This is a genomic window from Pantoea sp. At-9b (assembly GCF_000175935.2).
Classification (GTDB): Bacteria; Pseudomonadota; Gammaproteobacteria; order Enterobacterales; family Enterobacteriaceae; genus Pantoea.
Genome location: NC_014837.1, coordinates 2,035,970 through 2,062,272, shown reverse-complemented (window position 1 = coordinate 2,062,272; position 26,303 = coordinate 2,035,970). Strand labels below are relative to the sequence as shown.

Sequence of the window (26,303 nt, the reverse complement as noted above, 5' to 3'; positions counted from 1 at the left end):
GTAGCGGCGCGATTTATCGCGCAATTCCGTGTGCTGTGGCGGAAAAACCGGCGTGATAAATCACGCCGCTACGAAATGTGCCCAATCAGGCCTTCGCCTCCTGCAACAATTGCTGAATCACCTTTTCCTGTCCGGCATAATCCCCTTCACCAAACGCGGTGTAACGCAGTTGCCCGTGAACATCGAAAATGTAATGTGCTGGCCAGTACATATTGCCGAAACGGTTCCAGATAGCGTAATTGTTATCGGCCACCACCGGATACGACAACCCCCACTGCTTAATGGCACGCGCTACCGCCGCCGGATCGCGCTCCCATGGATACTCCGGGGTGTGGACACCAATCACCGTCAGGCCATCCTGCTGATATTTCTTCGCCCAGTCACGCACATGCGGCAGCGTGTGCTGGCAATTGATGCAGTCATAGGTCCAGAAATCAATCAGCACGACTTTGCCTTGCAGATCCGCCCGATTGAGCGGTGCGCTGTTGAACCAACCGGTTCCCCCCGCCAGTCCGGGGAATGCACTCTGCGTCTGTTCAACCACCGGCACCGGAGTGATCTTCGGTGCACTTGTTGGCAGAAAGTGACTCAGACGTTGCTCAAGATTCTGTGCCAGTTGCGGTCCCGCCTGCACCAGCCCTTGTCTGCCGCTGGCAAGTAACACCACGGAAGCCAGCATCAACACGCCAGCGCCCTGCCGCAAACGTGCCATCACCGTTAGCCCGAGGCGCAGACGGGTCAGCAATCCCCGTCCAGCAAACCACAGCAGCGCCAGCATCAGCGCACAGCCGCTGCCATAGGCAATCAGCAAGACGCCTGGCGAAAGCGGATCTTTAGCCGTAATGGCAAGGCTGAGAATCGCCCCCAATACCGGCCCGGCACAGGGCGACCACAACATGCCAATCGCCAGTCCCGCCAGCAAGGCAGCCGTCAGTCCGCTGCGGCGATGGCTGGCATCATTGATTCGGTTACCCAACAGCATCAAGGGTGCGGTGATGATCTGTGCTGCCCGCGTGGAGAGCAGCGTGATGGCGGTCAGTGCCAGGAACAACAGCGCCAGCCAGCGGCCCGCTTGCGTCACCTGCACTACCCAGTTGCTGGCGACCGAGATCAACAGCGATATCAGGGTGAAGACCAGCACCATCCCCACCAGCAAGGCTGCCATCTGCCCTTTTTTGCCACGAACGCTGGCAAACACCAAGGGGATCACCGGCAAGGTGCAGGGACTCAGCAGCGTCAGCATCCCAGCGAGAAACGCGATAATGAATGACATAGATATTCCCCCCGCTGGGTTATTGAGCGTTGCTACTGTCGACCGCCTGAGTGATGATCTGCGCGACGCTGCCAGGATGACTCAACATTGAGGTGTGGCTGGCCGTCACGCTACGGGTGTGCGCATGAATGTGCTGCGCCATCGCCCGCTCCAGGTCGGGATTGATCATGCGATCCTGGCGACTGACCAGATACCAGCTCGGTTTTTGCGTCCAGGCCGCCTGGCTGACTTTGTCACCAAAGGCAGCGGCGCGGATCGGCCCCTGGGTCACGCTCAGGATTTTCTGCTGCGAAGCCGGGCTATCTTCGGCAAAGTCCTTCGCCACCGTCGCCGCAGGCAAATAGAGGAATCCGTCCGCTGTTTTGGCGATATCTGCGCTACCCGCCGGGGCAGGAAAACTGCCTGCCAGGTCACCGGTTGATTGTCCGGCGTTCGGTGCAAAGGCAGCGATATACACCAAACCTTTGACATGCGGATCGTTCCCGGCTTGGGTGATCACCGTACCGCCCCAGGAGTGTCCCACCAGCACCACATCGCCTGATGCGCGTGCGATGGCGCGCTGGGTGGCGGCCACATCATCCTGTAACGAGGTCAGCGGGAGTTGAACGGAAATCACCTTCAGGTGGTGAGATTGCAGTTGCGGGATCACCCGGTTCCAGCTGCTACCATCGGCAAAAGCGCCGTGTACCAGTACCACGGTGTTGACCGGTGCCGCGAGAGCAGCACATGAAGCGGACAAGGTAACAGCAGCGAGTGTACTTAACAGAAACGTTTTCATCAGAAACCTCGTGAACATGATTGAGTGAAATTAGCCACTGCGTCATCTGGCAGTGGGTGTATTTAACCCGTCAGATGTGTTCACGCTGTTTCCACCACCCCCGGTTTTTGTCGCCTTGCGTGTCGGGAAGTGGCGTTGATACATAACGCTACAAAGTTGCAGCTCGCGCTTTAGCCCGGCAAGAAAATCTCCACATCCAACCCGCCCTGTGCACGGTTACTTAATGTCAGGCTACCGGCCATCTGATTGACTAATTGCGAAGCGATCGCCAGCCCCAACCCGGTACCGCCGGTATGGCGATTGCGGGAACTTTCCACCCGATAAAAGGGTTGCAGCACGGCCCCCAGCTCCTCTTCCGGGATACCTGGCCCGTTATCGCGCACATGAATCTTCATGCCGCCATCCGCCATTTTTAACAGCTCGACCTCAGCCTGATGGCCAAATTTCAGCGCATTATCAATCAGGTTAGTCATGATGCGTCGCAACGCCTGCTGACGAATGCTGAAATTATCCGGCCCGGTGCAGGGTGAAAAGCTGACCGCTTTGCCGACGTCCTGATAATCACAGGCGATGCTATCAAGAAACGCATTGAGGCTGACCCGGTGCGGCGTCTCATCCGGTATCTGCGCCGAGCGGGCGTAATCAATGCCCTCGCGTACCAGGCGGCTCATATTGTCTAAATCGCCCAGCAATTTGTCGCGCAGTTCGGGCTGTTCCGACATTTCTACGCGCAGCTTCATCCGGGTGATGGGGGTTTGCAGATCGTGGGAGATCGCCGCCAGTATCTGCGCCCGCTCCTGCAAATGATCCTGAATACGCAACTGCATGGCGTTAAAGGCGCGCGCGGCTTGCTGCACCTCTGCCGGGCCATTTTCCGGCATGATGCTGGCACGGGCGCTGGCCGGTTTTAATTCCTCAACCGCCTGAGTGAAACGCATAAAAGGCCGCACCACCTGGCGCACCGCGATCCAGGCACAGGCGGCCAGCAATATCAATTGCGCAAACAACACCACCGGCAACCAGCGGGCGATAGCAGGCATACGCGGCCAGAGATCCAACGTCAACGGCGCGCCATCATGCAGAGTAATATGCGCCTGAATATGCAGGCGCGGGCCAGGTACATTGGTAAAGGTCAGCGGATACTGCCCGCCGAGCGTCTGTTGCAGCGAGCGGATGGCATCGCGCGCGCGCCAACTATCCGGCCAGGGACCGGGCTGCCCGGCCGATAACGCGTAGCGGTAATTGCCGCGTGCCAGCTTTGCCAGCCAGGCGGGACGCTCTGACGGGGAGAGGTGATCGAGGATCGCTACGCTGGTGGCAACATCGTATTCAAGGTTACCCAGCATCACCGTTTTGGCGCTACTCATCCGCTCAATCATCAGACTGACCACCGTCATGCCGTTCGCCAGCACCAACCCAAGCAGCACGATCAACACCAGACGCGACAGCAGCGAACGCGGCCAGAGCGTCATAAGTTCACCTCTTTAATGGTGACCGGCGCGGCCAGCACATAGCCTTCGCTGCGCACCGTTTTGATGTAGGCCGGTTCACGGGCGTCCTCGCGCAGCCGTTGACGCAAACGACTGACCAACAGGTCAATCGAGCGTTCAAACAGCTCCGCATCGCGCCCCTGGGTCAGATTCAACAACTGGTCACGGGTCAACACGCGCTGCGGATGATCGAGAAACACCCGCAGCAAACGGTACTCCGCCCCGCTCAACGCCACAATCACCCCGTCGTTATCCAGCAGATGCCGCGCCGAGGTATCCAGTTGCCAGTCACCAAAGGCAATCAGGCGACCGGTTTCCGTGATTTGCAGGTTAGGCGGCAACGCGCGGGTACGCCGCAGAATCGCTTTGATCCTGGCCAGCAATTCACGCGCGACAAACGGTTTGATCAGATAATCATCCGCGCCCATTTCCAGCCCGAGGATGCGATCGCTGTCTTCACTGCGCGCTGTCAGCATCAAAATCGGCAGGTTGCGCTGTGGATCGCTGCGCAGCTGACGGCACAAGGTCAAACCATCATCGCCGGGCATCATAATGTCCAGTACCACCAGGTCCACCGCATTCGCCGCCAGCACGGCACGCATTTCACGGCCATTGGCAGCACCGGTGGCGCGATAGCCGGATTTCATCAGATAGTCGGTGATCAATTCGCGGATGTCCCGGTCATCATCAACAACCAGGATGTGATCAATGTGCTCCAAAACAACCTCCTGCCAGGGCGAAGACAAAAAAGACCGGTAATAAAATACCGGCCTGACAATAACTTATTACCACAAAATTACATTTTTGCCGCATCGACCACTGCTTTCACAAAATCCTGTGGGTCTTCGGCGGGCGGGTTATGACCAATATTGCCGCTAAAGGTGCGATGCTCATATTTGCCGCTGAATTTTGCCCGATAGGCGGAAGGAGCCGGATGCGGTGCACCATTGTTGTCCCCTTCGATGGTAATGGTGGGTACGCTAATCACCGGCAGCGTTGCCAACTTTTGCTCATAAGCGGCATATTTCGCTTCACCCGCTTCCAGCCCGATACGCCAGCGATAGTTACTGACCGTCACGGCGACCTGGTCCGGGTTATCCAGCGCCTGCGCGCTTTGGTTAAAGGTCGCATCACTGAATTTCCAGCCCGGCGACGCCTGCTGCCAGATTAATTTGGCGAAATCATGGGTGTTTTTCGCATAGCCTTCACGACCACGTTCGGTGGCGAAATAGAACTGATACCACCATTGCAGTTCGGCCTGAGGCGGCAACGGTTTTTTGCCGATCGCCTGGCTGCTGATCAGATAACCACTGACAGAAACCAGCGATTTCACCCGTTCCGGCCACAGCGCCGCAACGATATCTGCCGTGCGTGCACCCCAGTCAAACCCGGCAAATACCGCCTGTTTGATCCCCAATGCGTCCATCAATGCCACGGTGTCAGCCGCCAGTGCTGAGGGCTGTCCGTTACGCGGGGTACTGGCCGAGAGAAAGCGCGTAGAACCGTAACCACGCAGGTAAGGCACGATCACGCGATAGCCCTGTGCTGCCAACTGTGGCGCAACCTGAGCATAGCTTTGGATATCGTAGGGCCAGCCGTGTAACAGAATCACCGGCTGCCCATCACGCGGGCCAATATCGACATAACCGACATTCAACACACCGGCTTTTACCTGGTGGATGGTGTGGAATGCCTGGGCGTAATCGGCCTCGGTCGGGGCAGCCACCGCAGCAGTGGTAGCAAACAGTGCAGTCGCGGTCATCAGGGTAGCTAACAGTGATTTACGTAACATGGCGGTATCTCCAGAAAATTTGAGGTGTAAGTGACAACGCCTGAATTACACCACCCCGATGTATAGGGCTTGTTTCTGCCTGGGCGGATTTTTGCCTCGCGATGTATTGGTGAGCGAGGCAGATACAGTGCGATACAAATCCCCTTGCCCCCGTAACGGCGCGATTTATCGCGCGTTCATTCACCTGATGCGGCAAAAACCTGCGCGATAAATCGCGCCGCTACCGAACCTGGCATTATTCGATTTATCGCGCCGCGAAAATTTTCCCTCCGATCTGTGCGCTCGATCTCCAATCGCCGTGAAGTTATGAGATATATCTATTAACACGATATATCTAAATTTATTACAACAACACTGAGCGGTACCCCTTTTATCTGAAAGAGAGAACATACCCATGCCACAGATCGATGAGTTGGTTCTGGAGCCACCTTTCAACGTGACGCGTGCCAGTCATGTTGTCCTGAACGTTCGCGACCTTGAGGTCAGCAAGCGCTTCTATACCGATTTAATCGGATTGGTGGTCAGTGATGAGGATGCGTCCAGCGTGTATCTGCGCGGATTAGAGGAACGTGGGCATCACAGCCTGGTGTTGAAAAAGGCCAGCGATACCCACTGCACCCGCATCGGGATGCGCGTTCGTTGCGATGACGATATCTATAAAGCAGAAGAATATTTCGCTTTGCAGGGCAAGGAGACACGCATCGTTGAGGTGCCTTTTCAGGGCTTAACGCTGCATGTGACCGACCATGTTGGTGTGCCGCTGGAATTATGTGCCTCGATGGATGCCTGTGAACGCATGCTGAAAAACTATCAGCACTATCGTGGAGCCAGCGCCCAGCGCCTCGACCACTATCAGTTACAAACCAGCGACGTGCGTAAGGCGTGGTCGTTTTATCAGCCGTTGGGTTTTCGTGTCAGTGAATATACCTGGTCGCAGGTGGAACAAGATCAGCACCTGTGGGGCATCTGGCTGCAACGCAAAGGCAATCCTCACGACATCGTCTTCACCCAGGGACCTGGGCCACGCCTGCACCATTTTGCCTACACCTTGCCCGATACCAACGACATGATCCGCGCCTGCGATGTCGCTGGCGCACTCGGCTACGCACCGCAACTGGAGCGTGGTCCGGGCCGTCACGGCATTAGCGGTGCCCTGTTCGTCTATTTCCGCGATCCCGATGGGCATCGTATCGAACTGTTTAATACCCACTACCAACATATCGACATCGAACCGGCACTCGGCTGGAATCTGGCCGATCCCAAACGTGCCGACCAGTGGGGACTCCCGGCACAAAATAAATGGTTTACCGAAGCGACACCGTTCGCCAACGTGCCGGTCATTCAGCCGGAAACCCCGATCGATCCGCCCACGCTGGAGCGCTTTCTCGCCCTTGCTAATGATGGCTAAGCGCCTGCATCAGGCCATAACGCTAAATCCTGTGTGAAATCAGCTATTGGGAGAATGGATCGTGAGTACATTTATTCAAAACCCGCTGGTGCGGATTCTGGTTGCCTACGCACTCGGCGTGATGGCAGCAATGACCGTCAGCGAAGCGGTAACGGAATTGGGTTCGATTGCGCAAGAGTTTCATGTCTTTGAACACAGCCAGATCGGCCTGATCATGTCGCTGCCGTCGTTGATGGTGGCCCTCGGCGCACTGCTGGCGGGTTACATCGTCGACCGCGCCGGTGACCGGGTGGTGTTGCTGATCGGGGCCGTGGTGATCGTGTTGGGGGATGTCTGCGTGGTCGCCGCCCCATCCTTTAATCTGCTGCTGGCCGGGCGCATCGTTACCGGCATCGGTTATGTATTAACTGCCGTGGCCGCCGTGACCTTGTTGATCCGTATCACCACCGGCAAACAGCGCAATATGGCGATGGCACTGTGGTCCACTTTTGTGCCTGCCAGTTTTCTGCTGCCGTTCCTCTCTGCCGGGCTGGCTGACCATTTTGGCAACTGGCGCGCGGCCTTTCTGGCGCACTCAGTCCTGACGCTGGCCCTGGCGTTTGTCGCGACCGTCAGCTTGCCGCGCCGCACGCCTGAAGAGAAAGCGCAGTTCTCCCGTACCCGCGGTTTACGTTCCGTACTGCGCAGCCCGCTGATCTATCTGCTGGGGATTTCCTTCGGTGCCGATGCCTTTCTGCAAACCGGCATTATCTCCACCCTCGCCCCGTATCTCGCCAAACGCTACAGCGTGCCGCTGCTGGAAGTTGCCCACTGGAACGTGGTGGCGATGGTGTGTAACGGCATCGGCTGCCTGATGGTTGGCGCACTGCTGAATCGGGGCGTCAAAGCCGCCGCGATTGGTGTGGTGGGCCTGGTGCTGACCGGTGCGCCCGCACTGGCGATTTTCACTCTGCCGCTCGGCTTTATGTTCTCCATCGGTGCCTCCTGGCTGTTTATGTTCGGCAGCGGTTTGCTGGTGGGCATGTGGGCACTGGCTCCGGTGGTCGCGCCGTCACGCGAAAGCATCGGGGCCACCAGCGGCCTGATCACCCAACTGACGCTGGTCGGCGTGTTCTTAGGCCCACCGTTGTTTATCGCCGCGCAGAACAGTGACAACCCACAGTCGCTGGCGCTGCTGGTGATTGGCGGACTGGTCGTCTGCCTCGCCGGATTGCCGATCTGGCTGCGCGATGTACAGCGTCAGACCGGTCACGATCTCAAAGCTAATACCCTGAAAAGCCACAGTTAACTCTGAATAACAAGAGGAAGTCATTATGTTGGATATCGTCATCATTGGTGCTGGCCCGGCTGGCCTGGCTGCTGCTCTACGTCTGCATCAACAGGGTTTTCGCCCGCGCCTGTTTGAAGCCGTGGCCGAAATCAAACCACTCGGCGTCGGCGTGGATATCAAACCCTACGCGGTGAAAGAAATCACCGAAATGGGCCTGTATGACGCGTTTGTCGACATCTCGGTAGAGGCCAAAGAATCCATTTTCTATACCGGCTACGGCCAGCAGATTTTCGCTGAACAGTGCGGCAAGCATATGGGTTACGAATATGACCAGCGCTTTGTCCATCGCGGCCATCTGCAAATGATGTTGTACCGAGCGGTGCAGGAACGCCTGGGCGCGGACGCCATCACCCTCGGTTGCCGTTGCAGCCATTTCGAACAGGACGACAGCGGCGTCACCGTACATTTCGATACCCGTCTCAACCCTAATGCGCCGCAAAGCGTGCGCGCGGATGTGGTGATCGGCGTCGACGGCATTCGTTCGGTGGTGCGCAGCAAATTGCTGCCGGAATCTGCCCGCAGCCACTTCTCCGGTCTGACCTTATATCGCGGCGTCACGGTGATGCCTCCGTTCAAAACCGGCGGCAGCATTCTGCATATTGGCGATCCGATTCGTCAGGGCACGCTGATCGTTTATCCGATCCAGAACAACGTCGATGGCAAAGGTAATCAGCTGGTGAACTGGGTGATTGAACAGGACGAGAAGCCACAAAGCGAAGAAGACTGGAACCAGGAGACTGGCGTCAAAGAGATCGAGCATGTGTTTGACGACTGTCAGCTCGATTTTATCGATGTCAGCGCCATGATCCGCAACGCCCGTGAATGCTACCTGTTCCCGCTGATCGACCATGACCCGTTACCGCAATGGTCATTTGGCCGTATCACCCTGCTCGGCGATGCGGCTCATGCCATGTATCCGCGCGGTGGCAACAGCGTCTGTCAGGCGTTTGTTGATGCCCGCGTCATCGCCGAAAAACTGGCCAGCATCGCCGACCCGGTCGCCGCGCTGCAAGCCTACGAGCTGGAACGCCGCGAGAAGGTGAACTGGCTGGTGCTGGCATCACGCGGTGAAGGCCCGGAAGTGGTGCGCCGTATCGTCGAAGAACGCAGCGGTGGTAAACCGTTCGACGACATTGAAAAAATCTTCCCGCACGAAGAAGCCCTGTCGATTTTCAGCGAGTACCACGCCAAAGCCGGTATGCGCATCCCGACAGAAAAAGAGACCGACCAACCGACGAAATACCAATCGGTTTTTGCCACCCAAAAATAATTTACCCCCTTAATTGAGACAGAAAGGAACTGACTATGAGCAAGATTATCGATGCCAACATGCACTGGCTGCCGGGCGAGCTGTTTTCTGACAAGAAACTGCTGAATTCATTTCTCGACTGCGTGCCAAAACAGTATGGCGTGCACACCCGCGTGGAGAAAATTGAAGGCAAGGAACTGAGCCAGCTGATCATCGAGCAGCCGAAAGGCTTTGTTAACCTGAACTATGCCGAAGGGCAATACACGCTGGAAAGCCAGTTGGCGGATATGGAGAAAGCCGGGGTCGACCATGCCATTTTCCGTCTGCCGGTATGGCAGGAGTGGCTGGATCTGGAGACCTGTAAAGAGGTCAACACCCGTATGGCGGAATACGTGAAGCGCAGCGAAGGCCGCATGTCCGCGTTGGCGGTCGTGCCACCGTGGGGCACCGACGATTGCCTGCGCGAAGTGGATCGCTGCCTGAATCAACTCGGTTTCCGTGGCGCGCAGATCGTGGCGCACTACGGTCAAATCTATCTCGACGATCCGGCCTTCCGTCCGTACCTGACGTTCCTCAACGATCTTAAGGTACCGGTGGTGGTCCACCACACCCCGCTGCCAGTGGACTTCAACTCGGTGCTGCCTTACACCAACCAACGTCGCCAGTTTGGGCGCTGCGTGGATCAGGCAACAGCGGTCGGTCGCGAGCTGTTCAGCGGCATGTTTGATGAGCTGCCCAATCTGCGTTTTATCCACTCCATGTTGGGCGGCGCGTTCTACGCCTTCGCCGATATGCTGGTACCGCCACAACATCAGTTTAACGATGCAGTGGATCGTTTCCAGACCGGCACGGGCAACCTGCGCGCGCAGTTGAGCAACAACATCTTCTTCGATACCTCCGGCGCGCCGCAATGGGGTAAAGCGCAGCTGGAAGCGGCGGTGAAGGTGATCGGCGGCAAAAACATCCTGTACGGCAGCTCCTACCCGATCCGTAAGGACTGGTTCTTCAAAGGCATTGAAACCATTGAGAGTCTGGATATCAGCGCCGAAGACAAAGCCAACATTTTGGGTGGTAACGCCGCGCGCATGTTTAACCTGGCATAACGCGCCACGGCGCTGCGTCAACGCCGTAAACCCTCCTGTGTCTTGAAAACTGCTCAGCCTTCATGCTGGGAGCGGCGGGCTTCTGCTCGCCGCATTTTTGCCAAAATAGGGAGAAACCCCGTGGAACGACCGCAATTTATCCGCTTTTCCGCCGAACAAGGTCAGGTAGATGCTTATGGTTTAGTCAGTGGAGCTGGCGTGATTGACCTGACGCGGCACTTTGCCGATCGCTGGCCGACACTGGATGCCGTGATCGCGGATAACGCCCTCGCCGCGCTGGCCGCCGAAGCGCAACACCTGCCGGTGGATTATGCCCTGAGCGAAATCCAGTTTGAGATGCCGCTTCAGCAACCGGGCAAAATTCTGTGTATCGGTGTCAACTATCCTAACCGCAACGCCGAATATAAAGACGGACAGAGCGCACCGGATTACCCGTCGATGTTCGTCCGTTTTCCTGAATCACTCACCGGACATCAGCAACCGCTGCTGCGCCCTGCCGAGAGCGCACAGCTTGATTACGAAGGTGAAGTGGTGATCGTGATCGGCAAATCTGGCCGCCGCATCGCCGAAAATGCAGCGTTAGACCATATCGCCGCTATCACCGTCGGCAATGAAGGCACGGTGCGTGACTGGGTGCGGCACAGCAAATTCAATGTCACCCAGGGCAAAAACTTCTATCGATCCGGCGCGATTGGCCCGTGGCTGGTGCCCTTTACCGATGCTGCGCAGATCGCCGATATCCGTCTGACCACCTATGTTAACGGCGAGCTGCGTCAGGACGATCGTACCCGCAACATGACCTTCTCATTTAGCTGGATCATCGCCTATATCTCGACCTTTATCCCGCTCAATCCTGGCGACATCATTTTTACCGGCACCCCTACGGGCGCGGGCGCGCGTTTCGAACCGCCAATCTGGCTGAAGCCTGGCGATGTGATTGAGGTGCATGCTGAAGGCATCGGCACCCTGCGCAACCACGTTCAGGATGAGGTGTAACCATGTTAAGCCAGAGCGAATTGTTAGCCGCCGTCGCGGCGCTGGATCAGGCCGAGCGCCATCGCAGCCAGACCGGATTGCTGTCACTGCGCTACCCGGAGATGACGCTGGATGACGCTTATGCGGTGCAGCAGGCGTGGGTGCGACAAAAAATTGAGGGTGGCCGGAAGGTGATTGGCTGGAAGATTGGCCTGACCTCCAAAGCGATGCAGTACGCGCTGAATATCGACACCCCTGATTCCGGCGTGCTGTTCGACAACATGGTGTTTGATGACGGGGCCACCATCCCGGCTGACCGCTTTATCCAGCCACGTATCGAGGCGGAACTGGCCTTTGTGCTCAACGCACCACTGTGCGGGCCAGGCGTGGACGTTGAAGCGGTATTGGCCGCCACCGCTTATGTGCTACCGGCGCTGGAGATCCTCGATACCCGCATCGTGCGTAGCGATGCTGCCAGCGGCAAAGCGCGCACTATCGTCGATACCGTCGCTGATAATGCCGCCAATGCAGGCATCGTATTAGGCAGCCAGTTGTTCGCGCCAGAAAATGTCGATATGCGCTGGATGGGCGCGATTGTGGCACGCAATGCCACCGTCGAGGAGACCGGGCTGGGTGCCGGCGTGCTGAACCATCCGGCACGCGGTATTGCCTGGCTGGCAAACCGGCTGGCGCACTATGGTGACCACCTTGCCGCCGGGCAAATCGTCCTCGCCGGTTCGTTTATCCGTCCGATTGAAGCCCGTCATGGTGACACCATTCATGCTGACTATGGCCGCCACGGTTCCGTCAGCTGCTACTTTGCGTGAGGTAACGATGTCCGCACCCATCAATGGTTTTAAACAGGCGCTACACAACAAACAGCCGCAAATTGGCCTGTGGCTGGCGCTCGCCAGCCCTTACAGCGCCGAAATTTGTGGCGGGGCCGGGTTTGACTGGTTGCTGCTGGATGGCGAGCACGCCCCTAATGATGTGCCGCTGTTGATGCAACAGTTGCAGGCCCTGGCCGCTTCCCCGGCCCATACGGTAGTTCGCGCGCCAATGGATGCCCCCTGGCTGATCAAACAGTTGCTGGACATTGGCGCGCAGACGCTGCTGATCCCCATGGTGGAAAGTGCCGAACAGGCGCAGAGGTTGGTGCAAGCGGTGCGTTATCCGCCGCACGGCATACGCGGTGTGGGTGCAGCGCTGGCACGGGCCTCGGCCTTTAATCGCACGCCAGATTATCTCACCACCGCCAATGCACAGATTTGCCTGTTGCTACAGGTGGAGAGTCGTGCCGGGCTGGCGCAGCTGGATGCGATTGCGGCGACCGACGGGGTCGATGGCGTATTTATTGGGCCTGCCGATCTGGCAGCAGACATGGGGTTTCCCGGCAAGCCGGGTGCGCCGGAAGTCCAGGACGTGGTTGAAGCGGCGTTGGTGCGTATTCAGTCACATGGCAAAGCGGCGGGAATATTAAGCGCAGATCCAACGCTTTGCGCCCGTTATCTGGCGCTGGGCGCGACCTTTGTGGCGGTGGGCAGCGATGTCGGGTTGTTGGTGAAAGCCACCTCAGCACTGGCGGCGGATTTTCGTTAGCCGCACTGATCTGCGCGATAAATCGCGCCGCTACGGACCGGGCAAATTTCGGTAGCGGCGCGATTTATCGCGCGGTTTTTACCTTAAACCGGCTGCCATATCACTTCCAGCGTTTCGCGCACCGCAGCCTCTTCCAGATGACGCACCAGAATATGCTGCATCTCGGTCAACTTCTCCTCATTCAGCGCGGTGAGGGTGACGCGAAAAATGCCCTCCAGGACTTCCATGCGGACTTCGCCCATACTCATGCGAAAATGGCCGCTGTTCTCATCCATCACCACCGGCGTGCGATGCTGAAAGTGGCTACCGAGGCGGCGCAGAAAACGCTCGCCATTCGGCGTCACGATATCCGCCACACATTTTGCCGCCCCTGCGCTTAAAGTGGGCGCATTCAGCAACGCTTCGATCTGGTTGGCGGCAACATGGATAATCTCCCCGATACGCGTGACCACCTGATCCGCCACCGGCTCCATTTTGGCACGCAGACTGAGCGCACGTTTCAGATGATCCATCGCCTCAACAATCGCCTGCGGCGACTTGCCATGCCCCTGCGCCTTGGGCACCACGCGCGCCACCAGCATATCAATCACGGTTTTATTGGCGCTGAGGAATGCATTCCCTTCGTCGGTGATGCGGTAGCGTTTACGGCCACCCTTCTCTAAATCGATTTCGGCGTAGCCGCGATCGTACAGCCAGGTAAGCGCCGGATAGAGCACGCCAGGGCTGGGTTTGTAGGTGCCGCCCAGACGTTCATTCACTTCATGAATCAGCTCATAACCGTGGCTGGGCTGTTTGGCGATAATCGCCAGCAACAGCAGGCGCAACTCGCCGTAATCGAAAGCGCGCGCCCGGCGACCCGTTTTGCCAGCCGCAGGCTGCGTATCCAATTCGCTTTGTCCAACCATGACTGCCCCCACGCAGTTGTCCGAATAACCACACAATGATCACTGAATTTAAATATATCGAAATTTCCGACATAGTCCAAGTCGTTACAGCAATCGTTTCCGTTGAACAGGGAATATAGAGAAAGGTGCGGGCAGATACAATCACTGCCCGCAATGAGGGATTAGCGATCGAGGACGGCGATAAAATCGCACTGAATTAAGGTATTACCGCTGAAGTTCCCGTCCAGCGCATGGCGCGCCGGACGCGAGTTCTCGTCCGGGAACGCCGCCAGCCAAAAGTGATTCACCACCTCACGCTGCGATTTGTCCTGCATCCAGAGTGTCACCTTGATCACATCGTTCAGCGTGCCCCCCGCTGCCTTGACGATGCTTTCAATATGGCTAAACATCAGCGCGCACTGCTGAGCGAGATCGGCGGGCACCTGCTGGGTCTGCGGGTCACGTCCGTAGATCACCCCGGAATACAACATCGCCCCTACCCGACACGCCGCCGGGATCGGATTGGCATGGGGGAAGGCGTCAATATAGATACTTTCGCGACGGCTCATATCATCTCCTGATTAATAATCATCATCGGCCATTTTCGCGCCAAAGCGATACACCAGGCGCAGACGTTCCGCATGGTAGTTCCCCGTCACCTCATTGGGCGAATGGACGTAGTCAAATTCGAACTCCAGATGCAGACGCGGCGTGAGGTTATAGCCAAGGATCATAAAGGCGGCGTTGATGTTCTCCGCCGGTAACGGATAGTAGATCCCGCTGGAATCCTCCAGCTCCAAACGCGTCACGCCGAACACCCCAAGATACTTTTCATCATGGTAGGCATAGCGTAAGGCAAAGGCCTTGCCCGGCTGGTTGGTGGTGACCATCGACACCAGCGGCTGCCCACTCTCCAGCGGGGTATGATCATAAATCCCGTAGCTGTAGGGGGCGAAGAAGCCGCCATTGAGGAAGGCATCATCTTTGCGCGGCACATAAGTGGCGGCGAAATACAGATCGTGATTGCGGGTTTTCATGCCGATACGCCCCGAATAGAGGTCAGTATCGATATTGTGATAAGGATACGCCTGGTCGCTGGCATCCCATTCATGCAGATACTGCGCGCCCCAGTACGGCGTCCAGTTGCCGAATTTCAACGCTGAAACCGGTAGCTGGACCCCACCGTAGCCGAGTTGGGCGCGTTTATCGAAGTTGTAGTACCAGGCTTCCGCCACCGTATTCCACTGCTGACCGTAGCGCAGCCCCACCGTAGTGAAGCCGTCGCTGTCCACCGACGGCATGCTGGTGTCCTCGATTTCTGGATTACCGGCATCGCCTTTGCCGAACTGGTCGGAACTTTCCGGTTTGAAGCGGTAGATGCGATACGCATTCAGTTTCAGATCACCTTTTTCATCAAAGGCATAGCTGCCGCCGAACCCCTGATACAACGCCGGGATCATGGTCCAGCCTTCGCCTTCATTGGCAAACGGCGTATCCAGACCAAAACGTCCTCCCTGGAGATCAAAGCCATACCCCTGATAGCGCAGGAAAGCTTTCCCCAGTACCGTGGTATTTTCCGACGGCAGATAGATTTCAGTACGTTCCGGGTCGGAAGGATTCAGCCCGAGGTTATAAGCGCCATAGACCCCGACCCCGGCGCTAAAACCGCCAATCTCAGGACTGCGATACTGGATATCACCGCCCGCCGAGCTGGTCCGTTTATTGACCTGAGTACCGCTGAACTCTTTAAAAAAGGTCATGGTTTTCAGCTCGCCGGAGATGTTGCCTTGTGCGAGCCAGTCATTAAAGCTGTCGGAGTCTGTTGCAGGTGATGCCTCCGCACAGCAAGTACCGCAGAACAACGCCAGAGGCACTACGGTTAATGCAGCAATTTTGGCTTTTTTGTGAACATGCATTGCCTGATAACCTCGTCATTAATGATGTGTAGCAGCGCGATTTATCGCGCAGATTTTTCTCAAAAGCGGCAAGATAACTGCGCGATAAATCGCGCCGCTACCAATTTGGGACACAGCGAGGCCGTCCGAAATCCCTGCCGGGAACGGTTAACGGACGCTGTGGGTTATCCGGGCAGAACGACGTCACCCGGTACGACAGGAATTCAGGCGTTGCGCCTGAGCTTACTTCTGCAACTGCGACAACAACGCCTTGCCGTAGTCGTTTCCGTTGGGAATCCGGGTAATGGTGTGGATATGGAAGCGCGCCGGTTCTTCATTGGTCAGCCACATGCCGCTGTGATGATCAAACTCCAGCATCACTACCGGGCTTTGCAGCCGGTAATAGAACACATCGTCATCACCACAACCGCCAATCCAGCTCCACCAGGTATCATCGAGATGCGCCTCAATCTGTTGCAGGCGCGCCGCGCGGGGCGCATCGGGTAGAAAACCGAGAAACACCGCCACCAGCGCCATTACTTGCCGACGCTGTGCCGGGGTAAACTCCGCCACGCACACCCCTTCCAGCGGGATCACCCGGTTATCCTGAAACGCGCCGCCGAGATGCCGCTGATCGGCAAAGTTGAAACGATCAGCAGGCATGGCGGGGTCTTCCATTAACTGATAAATCGTGGCGCGATGTTGCTGACGGGCGCTGAGCGATTGCATCAAGGCCAGACCGAGCTGTTCCTCTGCGCGAAACAACACACAATCGCTGGCATCACCACGGGCAATCACATTGGGTTCGACGCCAAAAAAAGTTGGGGCGATCACCAGTTGCCGCCCGACGATAAAACAACAAAACGCCACATGATGACCGTAAATCGACCAGCCCCATGGCTGAGTGGTCGATGGCGTGCCAAACAGCAGAAAATGGAAACTCCAGCGGTTCATAATGTGGGTGAGATCGTACAGTTCACCGAGAAAATGGTTAGCATCCATCACCTGCTGCACCCGGGTAAAACCCGCCGCGCTGGTACAGCTACGCAACAGTGACCAGAATGCCTCATGGGTAGCGGCGGTGGTTTCATCCAACCGGACGCCGTAATCATTGAACGGAATCTCCGGGTTGTACCAGGCGCGCCACTGCGGCGCATCTATGGCATAACTCACCTGTTGTTGGCGGGTGCGATCGAGCGTGGCAAACAGCGCCTGCGCCGCCCTCACCGCCTCATCTGACGCAAAACCTTCATCCTGCAAGGTAAAAAGATCGGGCTGCACCTCGCCGTCGCGGGTAATGCCGCGAAAAGTTTCATCCAGCATCGCCTGCCAGTGAGCTTTGAGTTTCTGGGCTTTTTCCGTTGCCAGCATCCGTGCGCCGTAGGTGTGCAGATCAACCCCGCGCGCCAGTCCGATACGTTCGGCATCGTTGGGCATCAGATAATCGCGAAAATTTTGGCTGGTCATAACCGTTCCTCAACCACCGGATTTTCAATATGGCCAAGACCTTCAATCTCCAGCCGCATCACATCTCCCGGCTGCAAGAAGCGTCCGGTTGGTGCACCGATGCCGGAAGGTGTTCCGGTCGCCAGAATGTCGCCCGGTTCCAGTGTCATCACGGTTGAGAGGTAGGCTATCTGCGCGTAGATGTCGTAAATCATGTCGCCACTGTCGGCGTGCTGGCGTAGCTCACCGTTCACGTACAGCTTCATCTCCAGCCGCAGCGGATCGGGGATCTCATCGGCGGTGGTGATCCACGGGCCAATCGGGCCGTGGGTGTCGAAGGATTTGCCCAGCGTGAAGGTCGGCGATTTGTGCAGCCAGTCTCGCGCCGACACATCGTTGACGATCAGATACCCCGCAATCACGCTGGCGGCATCGCTGGCGCTGACATGGCGGCAGCGCTGGCCTATCACCACCCCCAACTCGATTTCGTAATCCATTTTCTCGCTGGCGGCCGGTTTCACCACCGGGGCGAAGGGGCCATTAATGCAGGAGACTTGTTTGTTAAACCACAGCTGGCTTTCCGGGATCGGAATCCCCGCCTGACGCGCCTCTTCAGCGTGTTTACGGTAATTCATGCCAATGCCAAGGAATTTCTGCGCATCCTGAATCGGTGCTTCCAGTTGCACCGCAGACAGGGCGAACGCCGGGCTATGGACCGCGTCCAGGCGCGGGCGCAGCGTCGCCAGGCTGGTCAGCAATTGGCGCATCGAACCACTCACGCCAGGCACCCCGGAGAGGTCAATCACCTGATCACCCACGACCTTGCCAATACGTGTGCGGCCCTGTTCGGTAAAACGTACCAGTTTCATGTTGTTTTCCTTTGCTGTCAGACCTGATGAGGCGTTAATTGCGAGAGCAAAATTTGCCAGCCGGAGGAAGTGCGGCGTAGCACCAGCGTCGAGAAACCGTAGCGCTCCGCCTCTTCTCCCGTTTCCAGCCGTCGTACCCGGTTGCGCGTGTCACCGCTGAGGATGGCAATATCACCTTCCAGCCGGATATCGGGCGCATCACGCTGAATGGCGACAAAACCGCCCATGCGTTGCACATGCGCCAGAAATTGCGCTTTGTTGTGCACCAGGCCGGTGCTGTGGATATGCACTAAATCGTCGGCCAACATGCGCTCCAGTCGCGGCAGATCGGCGTGGATTAACGCCTGCTGACGCTGTTGTTCAAACTCAAGTAATTCCGCACGCGTGTCGTTCATCAGATCAACCCCGGATAAGAGCCGCCATCCAGCTGTAAATTTTGGCCCGAAATAAATCCAGCCTGCTGGCTGCACAGAAACGCACAGGCCGCACCAAACTCTTCCGGCGTGCCATAGCGCCGGGCGGCGATGGATTGCACATTGCGCTCCCGCGCCTGTTCGCGACTAATGCCCTCTTTGGCGATCAGCCGTTGCAGCATAAATTCCTGGCGCGGGGTGTCGATACGCTCCGGCAACAGGTTATTAATGGTGACGTTGTCACGCACCACTTCCTGGCTGATGGCTTTACACATTGCCGTCAGGGCCGCGCGTGCCGAGGTGGACAGCCCCATCATGTAGTGCGGGGTTTTGACCATCGCCGAGGTGATGTTGATGATGCGGCCAAAATGCCGCGCCTGCATGGCGGGTAACCAGGCGCGGATCAGTTGAATAGCCGGAATAAAATTGGCCTCCATCGCCTCGCGCAATGCCGCAGCTTGCCAATCCGCCAGCGCGCCAGGTTGCGGCCCGGCATTGTTGGTGACCAGGATATCGATGGTGGGCAACGCCGTGAGGATGGTATCGCGCCCGGCGGCACTGGTTAAATCCGCGCAGATATAGCTGACCTGCGCCGCAGGATGCTGCTCACGCAAACGCTGCGCGGCCTGCTGCAATTTGGCCTCATTGCGCCCGTTCAGGATGACATGCACGCCTTCCGCCGCCAGCGCCTGCGCGCACGCCAGGCCCAACCCCTGCGACGATGCACAGATAAAAGCGAGTTTGTTACCAATGCCCAGATCCATGATTGCTCCCGGAAAACATTGCGTTGATGAGTGTGCGATAACGAATAATTAGATATATCTAGTATTACGATATGTCAGAATATTGCACGGCTCCGCCTGGCAAAACTCAGAGGCGGGTCACGGATCGTTAACAAGATGTGAAAAATGAGCGAGGGTGTGGAATGCGGTCAGGTCGGCCTCAATGCCGACCCGGGATGATTGATAAATATAGGGATTTTAAGGGTGCGCCTGCATGCGCACCCTTGCTTATTGCCCGCTGACCGTGCCGCTCATCACGGCGGGGGCATCGGCCTGTACCAGGAAAGCGATCAACGTAGCGTCACGTTCGCCGCGTATTGCTGGCAGAGAGACGGCATCGCTGATGGCATCCCCCTGGTGCAGACGCTGATCACCGACCCGCACCACGCCTTCCAGCAAGGTGACCCAAACGGCAAAACCTTCGCGTTGCGGGATCGCCAACTGCTGATCGCGTTCCAGTTTCAGGTCGTAGACATACACCGCCTGGCGCAGTGTCAGTGGCGCATCACTGCCTTCAGGCCCGGCCAGTAACGTCCAGGCATTCAGCGCCGCACCCTCGGATCGGGTAAATTGCTGGACACGGCCTGCGCCACCTTCCTGCGCCGGACGAATATAAGCCTGCAACATTTCCGTGTCGATCAATGGCGCGGACTCCTCATGACGCAGGCCATCACCGGCACTGACCACCATTACGCGTTTGGCGTTCAACGGAGTACGTTCACCATTTTCATGCTGGTGCTGAGAAGAGCCACGCCAGACATAGGTGAAGATCTCATCGTTCTGATGGCGGTGCATCGGCACCTGCGCCCCGGTTTTGAGTGTCATCTGGTCGATGATCGCCAGCGGACCAAAGGCTTCACCCGGGCGCTGGCGGCGAATGGTGAAAGGGCCATATTCAAACAGTTGGTCGCGCTGTGCGCGTAACAGGTTCATGGTCAGTCTCCGTGAATGCGGTTTGATGCCACCATGATAAAGAAGGCAGGCGTCCACACCAGTAGGTCGATTTGCTGGCTTACGTCAAAATTTTTGACAATAGATAATTAGTCAACACGGGCGAAGTTGCGTAAAATAACCTTTTATTTTCCGCAGGCCAGTCATCATGAACCGCAAAGATCAAATTCTTGACGCCGCTGAACAATGCATGCGATTAAAAGGCTTTCATCAGACGTCAATTCAAAATATTGCCAGCCAGGCCAATATTAGTGTGGGGTTAATCTATAAATACTTCACGAATAAAGAGTCGATCATTGAAGCGCTGGTACTGAATGTGGTGCAGCGTTTAAAAGATATGCTGAAAAAAGATCTTGAACAGATTGCCACCTCTGACGTGCAGCAACACCTGCCGCTGATCTCTGCTGATCTGGTGCCGAGTGAGCTGGAAAACAGTATTGTTTTATTAATGGAGGTGTCGTCAGAAGCGATGCGCAATGCGCGGATCAAAGCCATTCTCAGCGATGCCTGGCAAACGTTAAAAGACAATTTTATTGCGCAGGAGAAGTCGCTCTACCCGAATAAAGACGCCAGTGTGATTCAAACCCGCTTATATGTGCTGTCGATGATTATTGATGGCATTATCATCCGTCGCTGTATGAAAAAACGCGAGATCATCCCGGCGTTTGTGCCGTTCTTTGACGGTATCATCAACGAGGTAAATATTAACGTTGCACAACAGTAAGTTAAAACAGAAGATGGCGAGTCAGGATAGCGCTAATCCGCTCCAGTTCCCGCTGATTGAGATCATTATCAGCAAAAGTACGGTTGGCAGCACCATCGATTAATAACAACAAAAAGTGAATTTTATTTAAGCGCGTTTCCGCTGTCATTTCTGGTGATCGTTGCTGCAACAGATTATCCAGCGTAGCAACTAATTGCTGTTCCTCATTAGCCAAAATATCGCGAATGGCATCATTACGCGAGGCTTCTGAATACATTTCGAGTAACAAGCATTGGTCCTGTAATGACCAGTCCTGCCAGAATGCCGAGTCTCTGACAATAATATCCTGAACCCGAGGCTGCTGCGTAAGTTTGTTTTGCAGAAAAATCCGCCAGTCAGCCGCAATCACTTTTACCGTTTCGCTGACTAATAATTCCTTGCTGCTAAAATAACGATATATTTGCCCGGCACCCAAGCCACTTTCGGCGCTAATATCCGCCATGCTGGCACCATGAAAACCAGAACGACTGAAACAGACTTTTGCCGCAGCAATAATCAGCTGTTTACGCTGGTGCAAAAAATCTTGCTGGTCTGCCCTGGTCAAATTTAATTCCTTAAATGCAAAAAACTGCGCGATAAATCACGCCGCTACGTATCCGCCCCTGTCGTTAAGGTGCGGCATAATACAGCACGCGGATTTTTGCCGATAGCAGTGGCAAAAATCCGCTTACATTTTACCGTGGGCCGACACGAAATCGGCCCGGGGTGTGGCTTACAGCTTCAGTTCAGATTCTTTCAACGCCGTACCGCCGCCCATCACCTTGTAGAAGGTGATCAGGTTCTGGTAATACGCCTGCTGCGTGCTGACCAGGCTGGTACGCGCAGTGTAGAGCGTGCGCTGCGCGGTCAGCGCATTCAGGTAAGTATCGATCCCATTGCGATAACGCAGATCGGCCAGGTGATAATAGGTCTGCGATGCCGCGACGTTATTACGCTGGCTGGTCAACTGATCATTGATGGTACCGCGTCGTGCCAGCGCATCCGCCACTTCCTGGAAGGCGGTTTGCACCGCTTTCTCATACGCCGCCACGTAGTATTCCTTCTGCGCTTTGGTGTATTTCAGGTACGACACGTTGTAACCACCACTGAAGATCGGCAGTGATATGCTCGGCGCGAAGGACCAGATCCCGGCACCGTTTTTGAACAACGACGAGAGATCGGAGCTGCCGACACCGCCACTGGCGGTCAGCGAGATGCTCGGGAAAAAGTTGGCCCGTGCCGCGCCAATGCTGGCATTGGCTGACTTCAGGTTATGCTCCGCTTCCAGCACATCCGGACGATTCAGCAAGGCATCGGATGAAATTCCGGCAGGAACTTCACGGAACGCCTGTCCCAGCGCATCGATATTGGCCGGTAACAGGTTATCCGGCACGCTGCGCCCCACCACCAGGTCCAGCGCGTTTTTGTCCTGCGCCACATCGGTGGTGTAGCTGGCAACATCCGCCATGGCTGACTGGTAAGTGGTTTCCGCCGACGAGACATCCACCATCGAAGCCGTGCCATGCTCCATCTGCTTACGCGTCACCTCCATCGACTGACGTGCGCTTTCGGCCGTCTCTTTGGCGATCGCCAGATTGCTGCGATCGGCTGCCAGCGTCAGCCAGTAATCCACCGTATTGTACAGCACGGTCAGACGCGTGCTGCGTGCCCCCTCCAGGGTGCTGAGGTAGGTTTCATACTGTTCGCGCGTCAGACTCTGATTCTTGCCAAACAGATCCAGTTCGAACGAGCTGACGCTGCCTTCCGCACTGTAAGAGTTGCTGATCGCGGTCTGATTGCCCTCGCCGGTCAGCGCACGCGAACGCGTGCCACTGAGTCCGGCGCTGATGGTCGGGAACAAGTTAGAACGTTCCTCGCCATACTGCGCATGGGCCGATTTCACGCTGGCTACCGCTTCACGCAGATCGCGGCTGCTATCCAGCGCCATCGCCACCACCTGACGCAACTGGGGATCAAGAATATATTCCTGCCAGCCAATATCACGGTAGTTAGCCGCCTGCGCACCTTGCAATGAGCGATAGGCATCCCCGCTCGGCGTGGTGGTGGCAACCGGTGACGCCGGACGTTTGTAGTCCGGGTCGAGTGACATACAACCCGCGAGGAAACAGGGTAAAAACACCACCAAAAATTTTGCTGACATGTTATTCCCCCGTCTTCTCAGCAGATTCAGTGTGGCTCGCATGACTATGCGGCAGGCCTGGGAACACACGACGGACCAGCACAAAGAACAGCGGGACTAAGAAAATGGCGAGCAGCGTGGCGGAAATCGTCCCACCGATGATGCCCGTACCGATGGCGATACGGCTGTTCGCCCCTGCACCGGTGGATATTGCCAGCGGCAGTACCCCGGCGGTAAACGCCAGCGAGGTCATAATGATCGGACGCAAACGCATGGCGGCCGCATGAACCGCAGCTTTCACCAGGTTTTCCCCTTTACGGTAATTCTCCTCCGCAAATTCGACGATCAGGATGGCGTTCTTCGCCGACAGGCCAATGATGGTCAGCAGCGCCACCTGGAAATAGACATCGTTTTCCAGCCCACGCAGCGTCACCCCCAGCAGCGCACCGAATACGCCGAGTGGCACCACCATCATGACCGAGAACGGCACCGACCAGCTTTCATACAGCGCTGCCAGACACAGGAACACCACAATCAGCGAAATGGCGTACAGCGACATCGCCTGGTTACCTGACAGGCGTTCCTGATACGACAGGCCACTCCAGGCATAGGTGGTGCCCGCCGGCAGTTTACTCGCCAGTTTTTCCATTGCCGTCATCGCATCACCCGAACTTTTGCCAGACGCAGCAGAACCTTCGATTTCATAGGATGACAGACCGTTGTAGCGCGACAGCACATCCGGGCCGTAAGACCAGTGTGAAGAGGAGAACGACGAGAATGGCACCATGGTGGTGTTGCCATCGCTGTCGGTACCGGCGACAAACCATTTATCGATATCTTCCGGTTTGCTGCGGAAATCCTCGTCACCCTGCATGTAGACCTTTTTCACCCTGCCACGATCGGTGAAGTCATTGACGTAAGTACCGCCAATCGCCGCGCTGAGCGTGCTGTTGATATTGCTGACCGACAAACCAAGCGACTGCGCTTTTTCATCGTCGATATCCACCTGCAACTGCGGCAGATCCGGCAAGGTATTCGCACGCACGCTGCTGAGTACCGGGTCCTGATTGGCGGAGGCGATCAGCTGGTTGCGCAGTTTGAGTAAATCGTCGCGAGTGGTGTTGCCGCGCGCCTGCAACTCGAAGGTAAAGCCGTTCGACTGGCCCAGACCGGAGATCGACGGTGGCGACAGCACAAACACCTGCGCATCGCGGATACCAGACAGATTCATCATGGCGCGACCGGCGATAGCGTCGGCGGTGTTTTCCGCCCCTTTACGATCGTTCCAGTTCTTCAGGGAGATAAAGCCAATCCCCGCATTCTGCCCGCTACCGGCAAAGCTAAAGCCATTCACCAGCATGCTGACGTTGACGTTATCTTTCTCTTTGGTGGCGAAGTATTGCTGAATCTGACGACGTACTTCGCTGGTGCGGTTTTCGGTAGCCCCCGGTGCCAGCGTGTACTGCACCATGATGTAACCCTGATCTTCGGTCGGCAGGAAGCCGGTCGGCAGACGCAGGTACATAAAGGCACAGCCAATCAGCAGCACCGCGTACAACAACAGATAACGCACCGAGCTATGCACCACATGGCCGACTTTCTCCTGATAGCGCGCCTGGATTTTTTCGTAGCTGCGATTAAACCAGCCGAAGAACCCTTTCTGGCCGCTTTCGTGATCGTGCGGTTTCAACAAGGTTGCACACAATGCTGGCGTCAGCGTCAGCGCCACCACCACCGACAGCACCATCGAGGAGACGATAGTGATGGAGAACTGACGGTAAATCACCCCGGTGGAACCACTGAAGAAGGTCATCGGCAGGAATACCGCAGACAGCACCAGCGCGATACCAATCAACGCACCGGTAATTTCCTTCATCGATTTTTCGGTGGCTTCACGCGGTGGTAGCCCTTCTTCGCGCATCACACGCTCGACGTTTTCCACCACCACGATGGCGTCATCCACCAATAGCCCGATGGCGAGCACTACCCCAAACATCGTCAGGGTGTTGATTGAGTAGTTAAACACCGCCAGCACCCCAAAGGTGCCCAGCAGCACTACCGGCACGGCAATCGCCGGGATCAAGGTGGTACGGATGTTTTGCAGGAACACAAACATCACGATCACCACGAGGATGATGGCTTCCACCAGCGTTTTAACCACTTCCTCAATCGAGATTTTGACGAAGTCGGTGCTGTCGAGCGGATAGGCAATGTCATAGCCGGTCGGCAGGCTGGAACGGAACTCATCCACGGTGTTTTTCACGTTCTCCGCGGTGGAGAGCGCATTGGCCCCCGACGCCAACTGAATCGCGATACCCGATGCCGGATGGCCGTTAGCCAGCACGTTGGCGCTGTAGTCGTCATCGCCCATTTCCACGCGTGCGACGTCACTCAGGTGCACCACCGAACCGTCGGTCTGGCTCTTCAGCACGATATTGCGGAACTGTTCCGGCGTTTGCAGACGTGAACGGGAACGCACGGTGGCGACCAGTTGTTGTTCTTTGCTCGCCGGTTGTGCACCAATTTGCCCCGAAGACACCTGGGTATTCTGTGCTTCCAGCGCGGTTTCCACGTCAGAAGGCATCAGCGAATAGGAGGCCAGTTTGGCCGGGTCCAGCCAGATACGCATGGCGTATTCTGCACCAAACACCTGCACGCTACCGACGCCTGGCAGACGCGCCAGGGTATCTTCCATGTTACTGACCAGGTAGTCGGCAACATCGGACGAGGTCGCTTTGTCGTTTTTGTCGTACAGCGCCATGATCAACAGGAAGTCGCTCTGCGCCTTCTCGACCGTCACACCCTGCTGGGTCACGGCGTCGGGCAAACGGCTCTCCGCCTGTTGCACTTTGTTCTGTACCTGCACCTGAGCGATATCCGGATCGGTGCCCTGCTCAAAGGTGACGGTGATTTTGACCTGACCGGTAGACGCGGTACTGGTGGAGGAGAAGTAGAGCAAACCGTCGAGGCCGGTCAGCTGCTGCTCAATCACCTGGGTGACACTGCTTTCCAGCGTCTCCGCTGACGCACCGGTATAGGTGGCCTGGATACTGATTTGCGGCGGTGCCACATCAGGATATTGCGCAATCGGCAGGTTTTTGATGCTGAGGATACCGAACATCATAATGCAGATGGCGATCACCCAGGCAAAAACCGGCCGTCGGATAAAGAACTGAGCCAACAT

General features: G+C 56.7%; 24 protein-coding genes. 8 read left to right on the top strand and 16 right to left on the bottom strand.

Annotated elements, in window-relative coordinates:
* Nucleotides 1-85: 85 nt before the first annotated feature.
* The 5 genes from PAT9B_RS09455 to PAT9B_RS09435 all read right to left on the bottom strand — a co-directional run bounded on the left by PAT9B_RS09455 (nucleotide 86) and on the right by PAT9B_RS09435 (nucleotide 5,303).
* Nucleotides 86-1,273, bottom strand: a complete 1,188-nt coding sequence (locus PAT9B_RS09455) for a cytochrome c biogenesis protein DipZ (protein WP_013509034.1) — start codon at nucleotides 1,271-1,273, stop codon at nucleotides 86-88.
* A 19-nt stretch (nucleotides 1,274-1,292) separates the two neighbouring features.
* Entirely contained in the window at nucleotides 1,293-2,051 is a 759-nt protein-coding gene (locus PAT9B_RS09450) for an alpha/beta fold hydrolase (protein WP_013509033.1), read from the bottom strand.
* A gap of 170 nt (nucleotides 2,052-2,221) precedes the next feature.
* Nucleotides 2,222-3,523: an ATP-binding protein gene (locus PAT9B_RS09445; RefSeq protein WP_013509032.1), complete on the bottom strand. Its 1,302-nt coding sequence runs from the start codon at nucleotides 3,521-3,523 to the stop codon at nucleotides 2,222-2,224.
* Nucleotides 3,520-4,260 (bottom strand): response regulator, encoded by a 741-nt coding sequence (locus PAT9B_RS09440; protein ID WP_013509031.1) that lies wholly within the window; start codon nucleotides 4,258-4,260, stop codon nucleotides 3,520-3,522. The genes PAT9B_RS09445 and PAT9B_RS09440 overlap by 4 nt, the downstream gene beginning before the upstream one ends.
* Before the next feature lie 77 nt (nucleotides 4,261-4,337).
* Entirely contained in the window at nucleotides 4,338-5,303 is a 966-nt protein-coding gene (locus tag PAT9B_RS09435) for an alpha/beta fold hydrolase (RefSeq protein ID WP_049792205.1), read from the bottom strand.
* Between the two features lie 424 nt (nucleotides 5,304-5,727).
* Here PAT9B_RS09435 and hpaD point away from each other — a divergent pair, with 424 nt between their 5' ends.
* The 7 genes from hpaD (at nucleotide 5,728) to hpaI (ending at nucleotide 12,997) form a co-directional block, all read left to right on the top strand.
* Nucleotides 5,728-6,741 (top strand): 3,4-dihydroxyphenylacetate 2,3-dioxygenase, encoded by a 1,014-nt coding sequence (gene hpaD, locus PAT9B_RS09430; protein ID WP_013509029.1) that lies wholly within the window; start codon nucleotides 5,728-5,730, stop codon nucleotides 6,739-6,741.
* 61 nt (nucleotides 6,742-6,802) lie between these two features.
* The gene (locus PAT9B_RS09425) at nucleotides 6,803-8,029 is read left to right on the top strand and encodes an MFS transporter (RefSeq protein WP_013509028.1); all 1,227 of its coding nucleotides are present in this window, start codon (nucleotides 6,803-6,805) and stop codon (nucleotides 8,027-8,029) included.
* A 25-nt stretch (nucleotides 8,030-8,054) separates the two neighbouring features.
* A complete protein-coding gene (locus tag PAT9B_RS09420; protein WP_013509027.1) occupies nucleotides 8,055-9,341 on the top strand; it encodes an FAD-dependent monooxygenase in 1,287 nt (428 codons plus the stop codon).
* Between the two features lie 35 nt (nucleotides 9,342-9,376).
* On the top strand, nucleotides 9,377-10,423 hold the full coding sequence (locus PAT9B_RS09415; protein WP_013509026.1) for an amidohydrolase family protein: 1,047 nt from the start codon (nucleotides 9,377-9,379) through the stop codon (nucleotides 10,421-10,423).
* 120 nt (nucleotides 10,424-10,543) lie between these two features.
* The gene (locus tag PAT9B_RS09410; protein ID WP_013509025.1) at nucleotides 10,544-11,419 is read left to right on the top strand and encodes a fumarylacetoacetate hydrolase family protein; all 876 of its coding nucleotides are present in this window, start codon (nucleotides 10,544-10,546) and stop codon (nucleotides 11,417-11,419) included.
* A 2-nt stretch (nucleotides 11,420-11,421) separates the two neighbouring features.
* A complete protein-coding gene (gene hpaH / locus PAT9B_RS09405) occupies nucleotides 11,422-12,225 on the top strand; it encodes a 2-oxo-hept-4-ene-1,7-dioate hydratase (RefSeq protein WP_013509024.1) in 804 nt (267 codons plus the stop codon).
* A 7-nt stretch (nucleotides 12,226-12,232) separates the two neighbouring features.
* A complete protein-coding gene (gene hpaI, locus PAT9B_RS09400; protein WP_013509023.1) occupies nucleotides 12,233-12,997 on the top strand; it encodes a 4-hydroxy-2-oxoheptanedioate aldolase in 765 nt (254 codons plus the stop codon).
* Between the two features lie 83 nt (nucleotides 12,998-13,080).
* Here hpaI and PAT9B_RS09395 read toward each other — a convergent pair whose 3' ends face one another.
* The 8 genes from PAT9B_RS09395 to PAT9B_RS09360 all read right to left on the bottom strand — a co-directional run bounded on the left by PAT9B_RS09395 (nucleotide 13,081) and on the right by PAT9B_RS09360 (nucleotide 20,219).
* Nucleotides 13,081-13,902 carry a DUF2218 domain-containing protein gene (locus tag PAT9B_RS09395; RefSeq protein WP_013509022.1) on the bottom strand — a complete coding sequence of 274 codons (822 nt, stop codon included), beginning with the start codon at nucleotides 13,900-13,902 and terminating at the stop codon, nucleotides 13,081-13,083.
* A 161-nt stretch (nucleotides 13,903-14,063) separates the two neighbouring features.
* Nucleotides 14,064-14,450, bottom strand: coding sequence for a RidA family protein (locus PAT9B_RS09390; protein WP_013509021.1), 387 nt, complete (start codon nucleotides 14,448-14,450; stop codon nucleotides 14,064-14,066).
* Between the two features lie 12 nt (nucleotides 14,451-14,462).
* Complete coding sequence (locus tag PAT9B_RS09385) at nucleotides 14,463-15,797, bottom strand: hypothetical protein (protein WP_013509020.1); 1,335 nt, start codon at nucleotides 15,795-15,797, stop codon at nucleotides 14,463-14,465.
* A 222-nt stretch (nucleotides 15,798-16,019) separates the two neighbouring features.
* Nucleotides 16,020-17,243 carry a DUF3500 domain-containing protein gene (locus tag PAT9B_RS09380; protein WP_013509019.1) on the bottom strand — a complete coding sequence of 408 codons (1,224 nt, stop codon included), beginning with the start codon at nucleotides 17,241-17,243 and terminating at the stop codon, nucleotides 16,020-16,022.
* Nucleotides 17,240-18,091, bottom strand: a complete 852-nt coding sequence (locus PAT9B_RS09375; protein ID WP_013509018.1) for a fumarylacetoacetate hydrolase family protein — start codon at nucleotides 18,089-18,091, stop codon at nucleotides 17,240-17,242. Before PAT9B_RS09375 ends, PAT9B_RS09380 begins: the two co-directional genes overlap by 4 nt.
* Before the next feature lie 17 nt (nucleotides 18,092-18,108).
* Complete coding sequence (locus PAT9B_RS09370) at nucleotides 18,109-18,486, bottom strand: nuclear transport factor 2 family protein (RefSeq protein WP_013509017.1); 378 nt, start codon at nucleotides 18,484-18,486, stop codon at nucleotides 18,109-18,111.
* Nucleotides 18,486-19,268: an SDR family oxidoreductase gene (locus PAT9B_RS09365; protein ID WP_013509016.1), complete on the bottom strand. Its 783-nt coding sequence runs from the start codon at nucleotides 19,266-19,268 to the stop codon at nucleotides 18,486-18,488. Before PAT9B_RS09365 ends, PAT9B_RS09370 begins: the two co-directional genes overlap by 1 nt.
* A gap of 246 nt (nucleotides 19,269-19,514) precedes the next feature.
* Nucleotides 19,515-20,219 carry a pirin family protein gene (locus PAT9B_RS09360; RefSeq protein WP_013509015.1) on the bottom strand — a complete coding sequence of 235 codons (705 nt, stop codon included), beginning with the start codon at nucleotides 20,217-20,219 and terminating at the stop codon, nucleotides 19,515-19,517.
* A 166-nt stretch (nucleotides 20,220-20,385) separates the two neighbouring features.
* On the opposite strand from PAT9B_RS09360, the gene PAT9B_RS09355 reads away from it, so the two are divergent.
* Nucleotides 20,386-20,961 carry a TetR/AcrR family transcriptional regulator gene (locus PAT9B_RS09355; RefSeq protein WP_013509014.1) on the top strand — a complete coding sequence of 192 codons (576 nt, stop codon included), beginning with the start codon at nucleotides 20,386-20,388 and terminating at the stop codon, nucleotides 20,959-20,961.
* A gap of 1 nt (nucleotide 20,962) precedes the next feature.
* Here the strand turns inward: PAT9B_RS09355 and PAT9B_RS09350 are convergent, their stop codons facing one another.
* From PAT9B_RS09350 to PAT9B_RS09340, 3 genes are all read right to left on the bottom strand, one after another.
* On the bottom strand, nucleotides 20,963-21,517 hold the full coding sequence (locus tag PAT9B_RS09350; RefSeq protein ID WP_223300469.1) for a TetR/AcrR family transcriptional regulator: 555 nt from the start codon (nucleotides 21,515-21,517) through the stop codon (nucleotides 20,963-20,965).
* Nucleotides 21,518-21,712: 195 nt separating this feature from the next.
* Nucleotides 21,713-23,140 (bottom strand): efflux transporter outer membrane subunit, encoded by a 1,428-nt coding sequence (locus PAT9B_RS09345; RefSeq protein ID WP_013509012.1) that lies wholly within the window; start codon nucleotides 23,138-23,140, stop codon nucleotides 21,713-21,715.
* Between the two features lies 1 nt (nucleotide 23,141).
* Entirely contained in the window at nucleotides 23,142-26,303 is a 3,162-nt protein-coding gene (locus PAT9B_RS09340) for an efflux RND transporter permease subunit (protein ID WP_013509011.1), read from the bottom strand.

Excerpts from the sequence above, each read along its gene's own strand:
- PAT9B_RS09365 (WP_013509016.1), bottom strand. The coding sequence starts at position 19,268 with ATGGATCTGGGCATTGGTAACAAACTCGCTTTTATCTGTGCATCGTCG.
- PAT9B_RS09450 (WP_013509033.1), bottom strand. The coding sequence starts at position 2,051 with ATGAAAACGTTTCTGTTAAGTACACTCGCTGCTGTTACCTTGTCCGCT.
- PAT9B_RS09385 (WP_013509020.1), bottom strand. The coding sequence starts at position 15,797 with ATGCATGTTCACAAAAAAGCCAAAATTGCTGCATTAACCGTAGTGCCT.
- PAT9B_RS09445 (WP_013509032.1), bottom strand. The coding sequence starts at position 3,523 with ATGACGCTCTGGCCGCGTTCGCTGCTGTCGCGTCTGGTGTTGATCGTG.
- PAT9B_RS09355 (WP_013509014.1), top strand. The coding sequence starts at position 20,386 with ATGAACCGCAAAGATCAAATTCTTGACGCCGCTGAACAATGCATGCGA.
- hpaD (WP_013509029.1), top strand. The coding sequence starts at position 5,728 with ATGCCACAGATCGATGAGTTGGTTCTGGAGCCACCTTTCAACGTGACG.
- hpaH (WP_013509024.1), top strand. The coding sequence starts at position 11,422 with ATGTTAAGCCAGAGCGAATTGTTAGCCGCCGTCGCGGCGCTGGATCAG.
- PAT9B_RS09380 (WP_013509019.1), bottom strand. The coding sequence starts at position 17,243 with ATGACCAGCCAAAATTTTCGCGATTATCTGATGCCCAACGATGCCGAA.
- PAT9B_RS09395 (WP_013509022.1), bottom strand. The coding sequence starts at position 13,902 with ATGGTTGGACAAAGCGAATTGGATACGCAGCCTGCGGCTGGCAAAACG.
- PAT9B_RS09360 (WP_013509015.1), bottom strand. The coding sequence starts at position 20,219 with ATGAACCTGTTACGCGCACAGCGCGACCAACTGTTTGAATATGGCCCT.
- hpaI (WP_013509023.1), top strand. The coding sequence starts at position 12,233 with ATGTCCGCACCCATCAATGGTTTTAAACAGGCGCTACACAACAAACAG.
- PAT9B_RS09390 (WP_013509021.1), bottom strand. The coding sequence starts at position 14,450 with ATGAGCCGTCGCGAAAGTATCTATATTGACGCCTTCCCCCATGCCAAT.
- PAT9B_RS09455 (WP_013509034.1), bottom strand. The coding sequence starts at position 1,273 with ATGTCATTCATTATCGCGTTTCTCGCTGGGATGCTGACGCTGCTGAGT.
- PAT9B_RS09415 (WP_013509026.1), top strand. The coding sequence starts at position 9,377 with ATGAGCAAGATTATCGATGCCAACATGCACTGGCTGCCGGGCGAGCTG.
- PAT9B_RS09420 (WP_013509027.1), top strand. The coding sequence starts at position 8,055 with ATGTTGGATATCGTCATCATTGGTGCTGGCCCGGCTGGCCTGGCTGCT.
- PAT9B_RS09340 (WP_013509011.1), bottom strand. The coding sequence starts at position 26,303 with ATGTTGGCTCAGTTCTTTATCCGACGGCCGGTTTTTGCCTGGGTGATC.
- PAT9B_RS09375 (WP_013509018.1), bottom strand. The coding sequence starts at position 18,091 with ATGAAACTGGTACGTTTTACCGAACAGGGCCGCACACGTATTGGCAAG.
- PAT9B_RS09435 (WP_049792205.1), bottom strand. The coding sequence starts at position 5,303 with ATGACCGCGACTGCACTGTTTGCTACCACTGCTGCGGTGGCTGCCCCG.
- PAT9B_RS09370 (WP_013509017.1), bottom strand. The coding sequence starts at position 18,486 with ATGAACGACACGCGTGCGGAATTACTTGAGTTTGAACAACAGCGTCAG.
- PAT9B_RS09345 (WP_013509012.1), bottom strand. The coding sequence starts at position 23,140 with ATGTCAGCAAAATTTTTGGTGGTGTTTTTACCCTGTTTCCTCGCGGGT.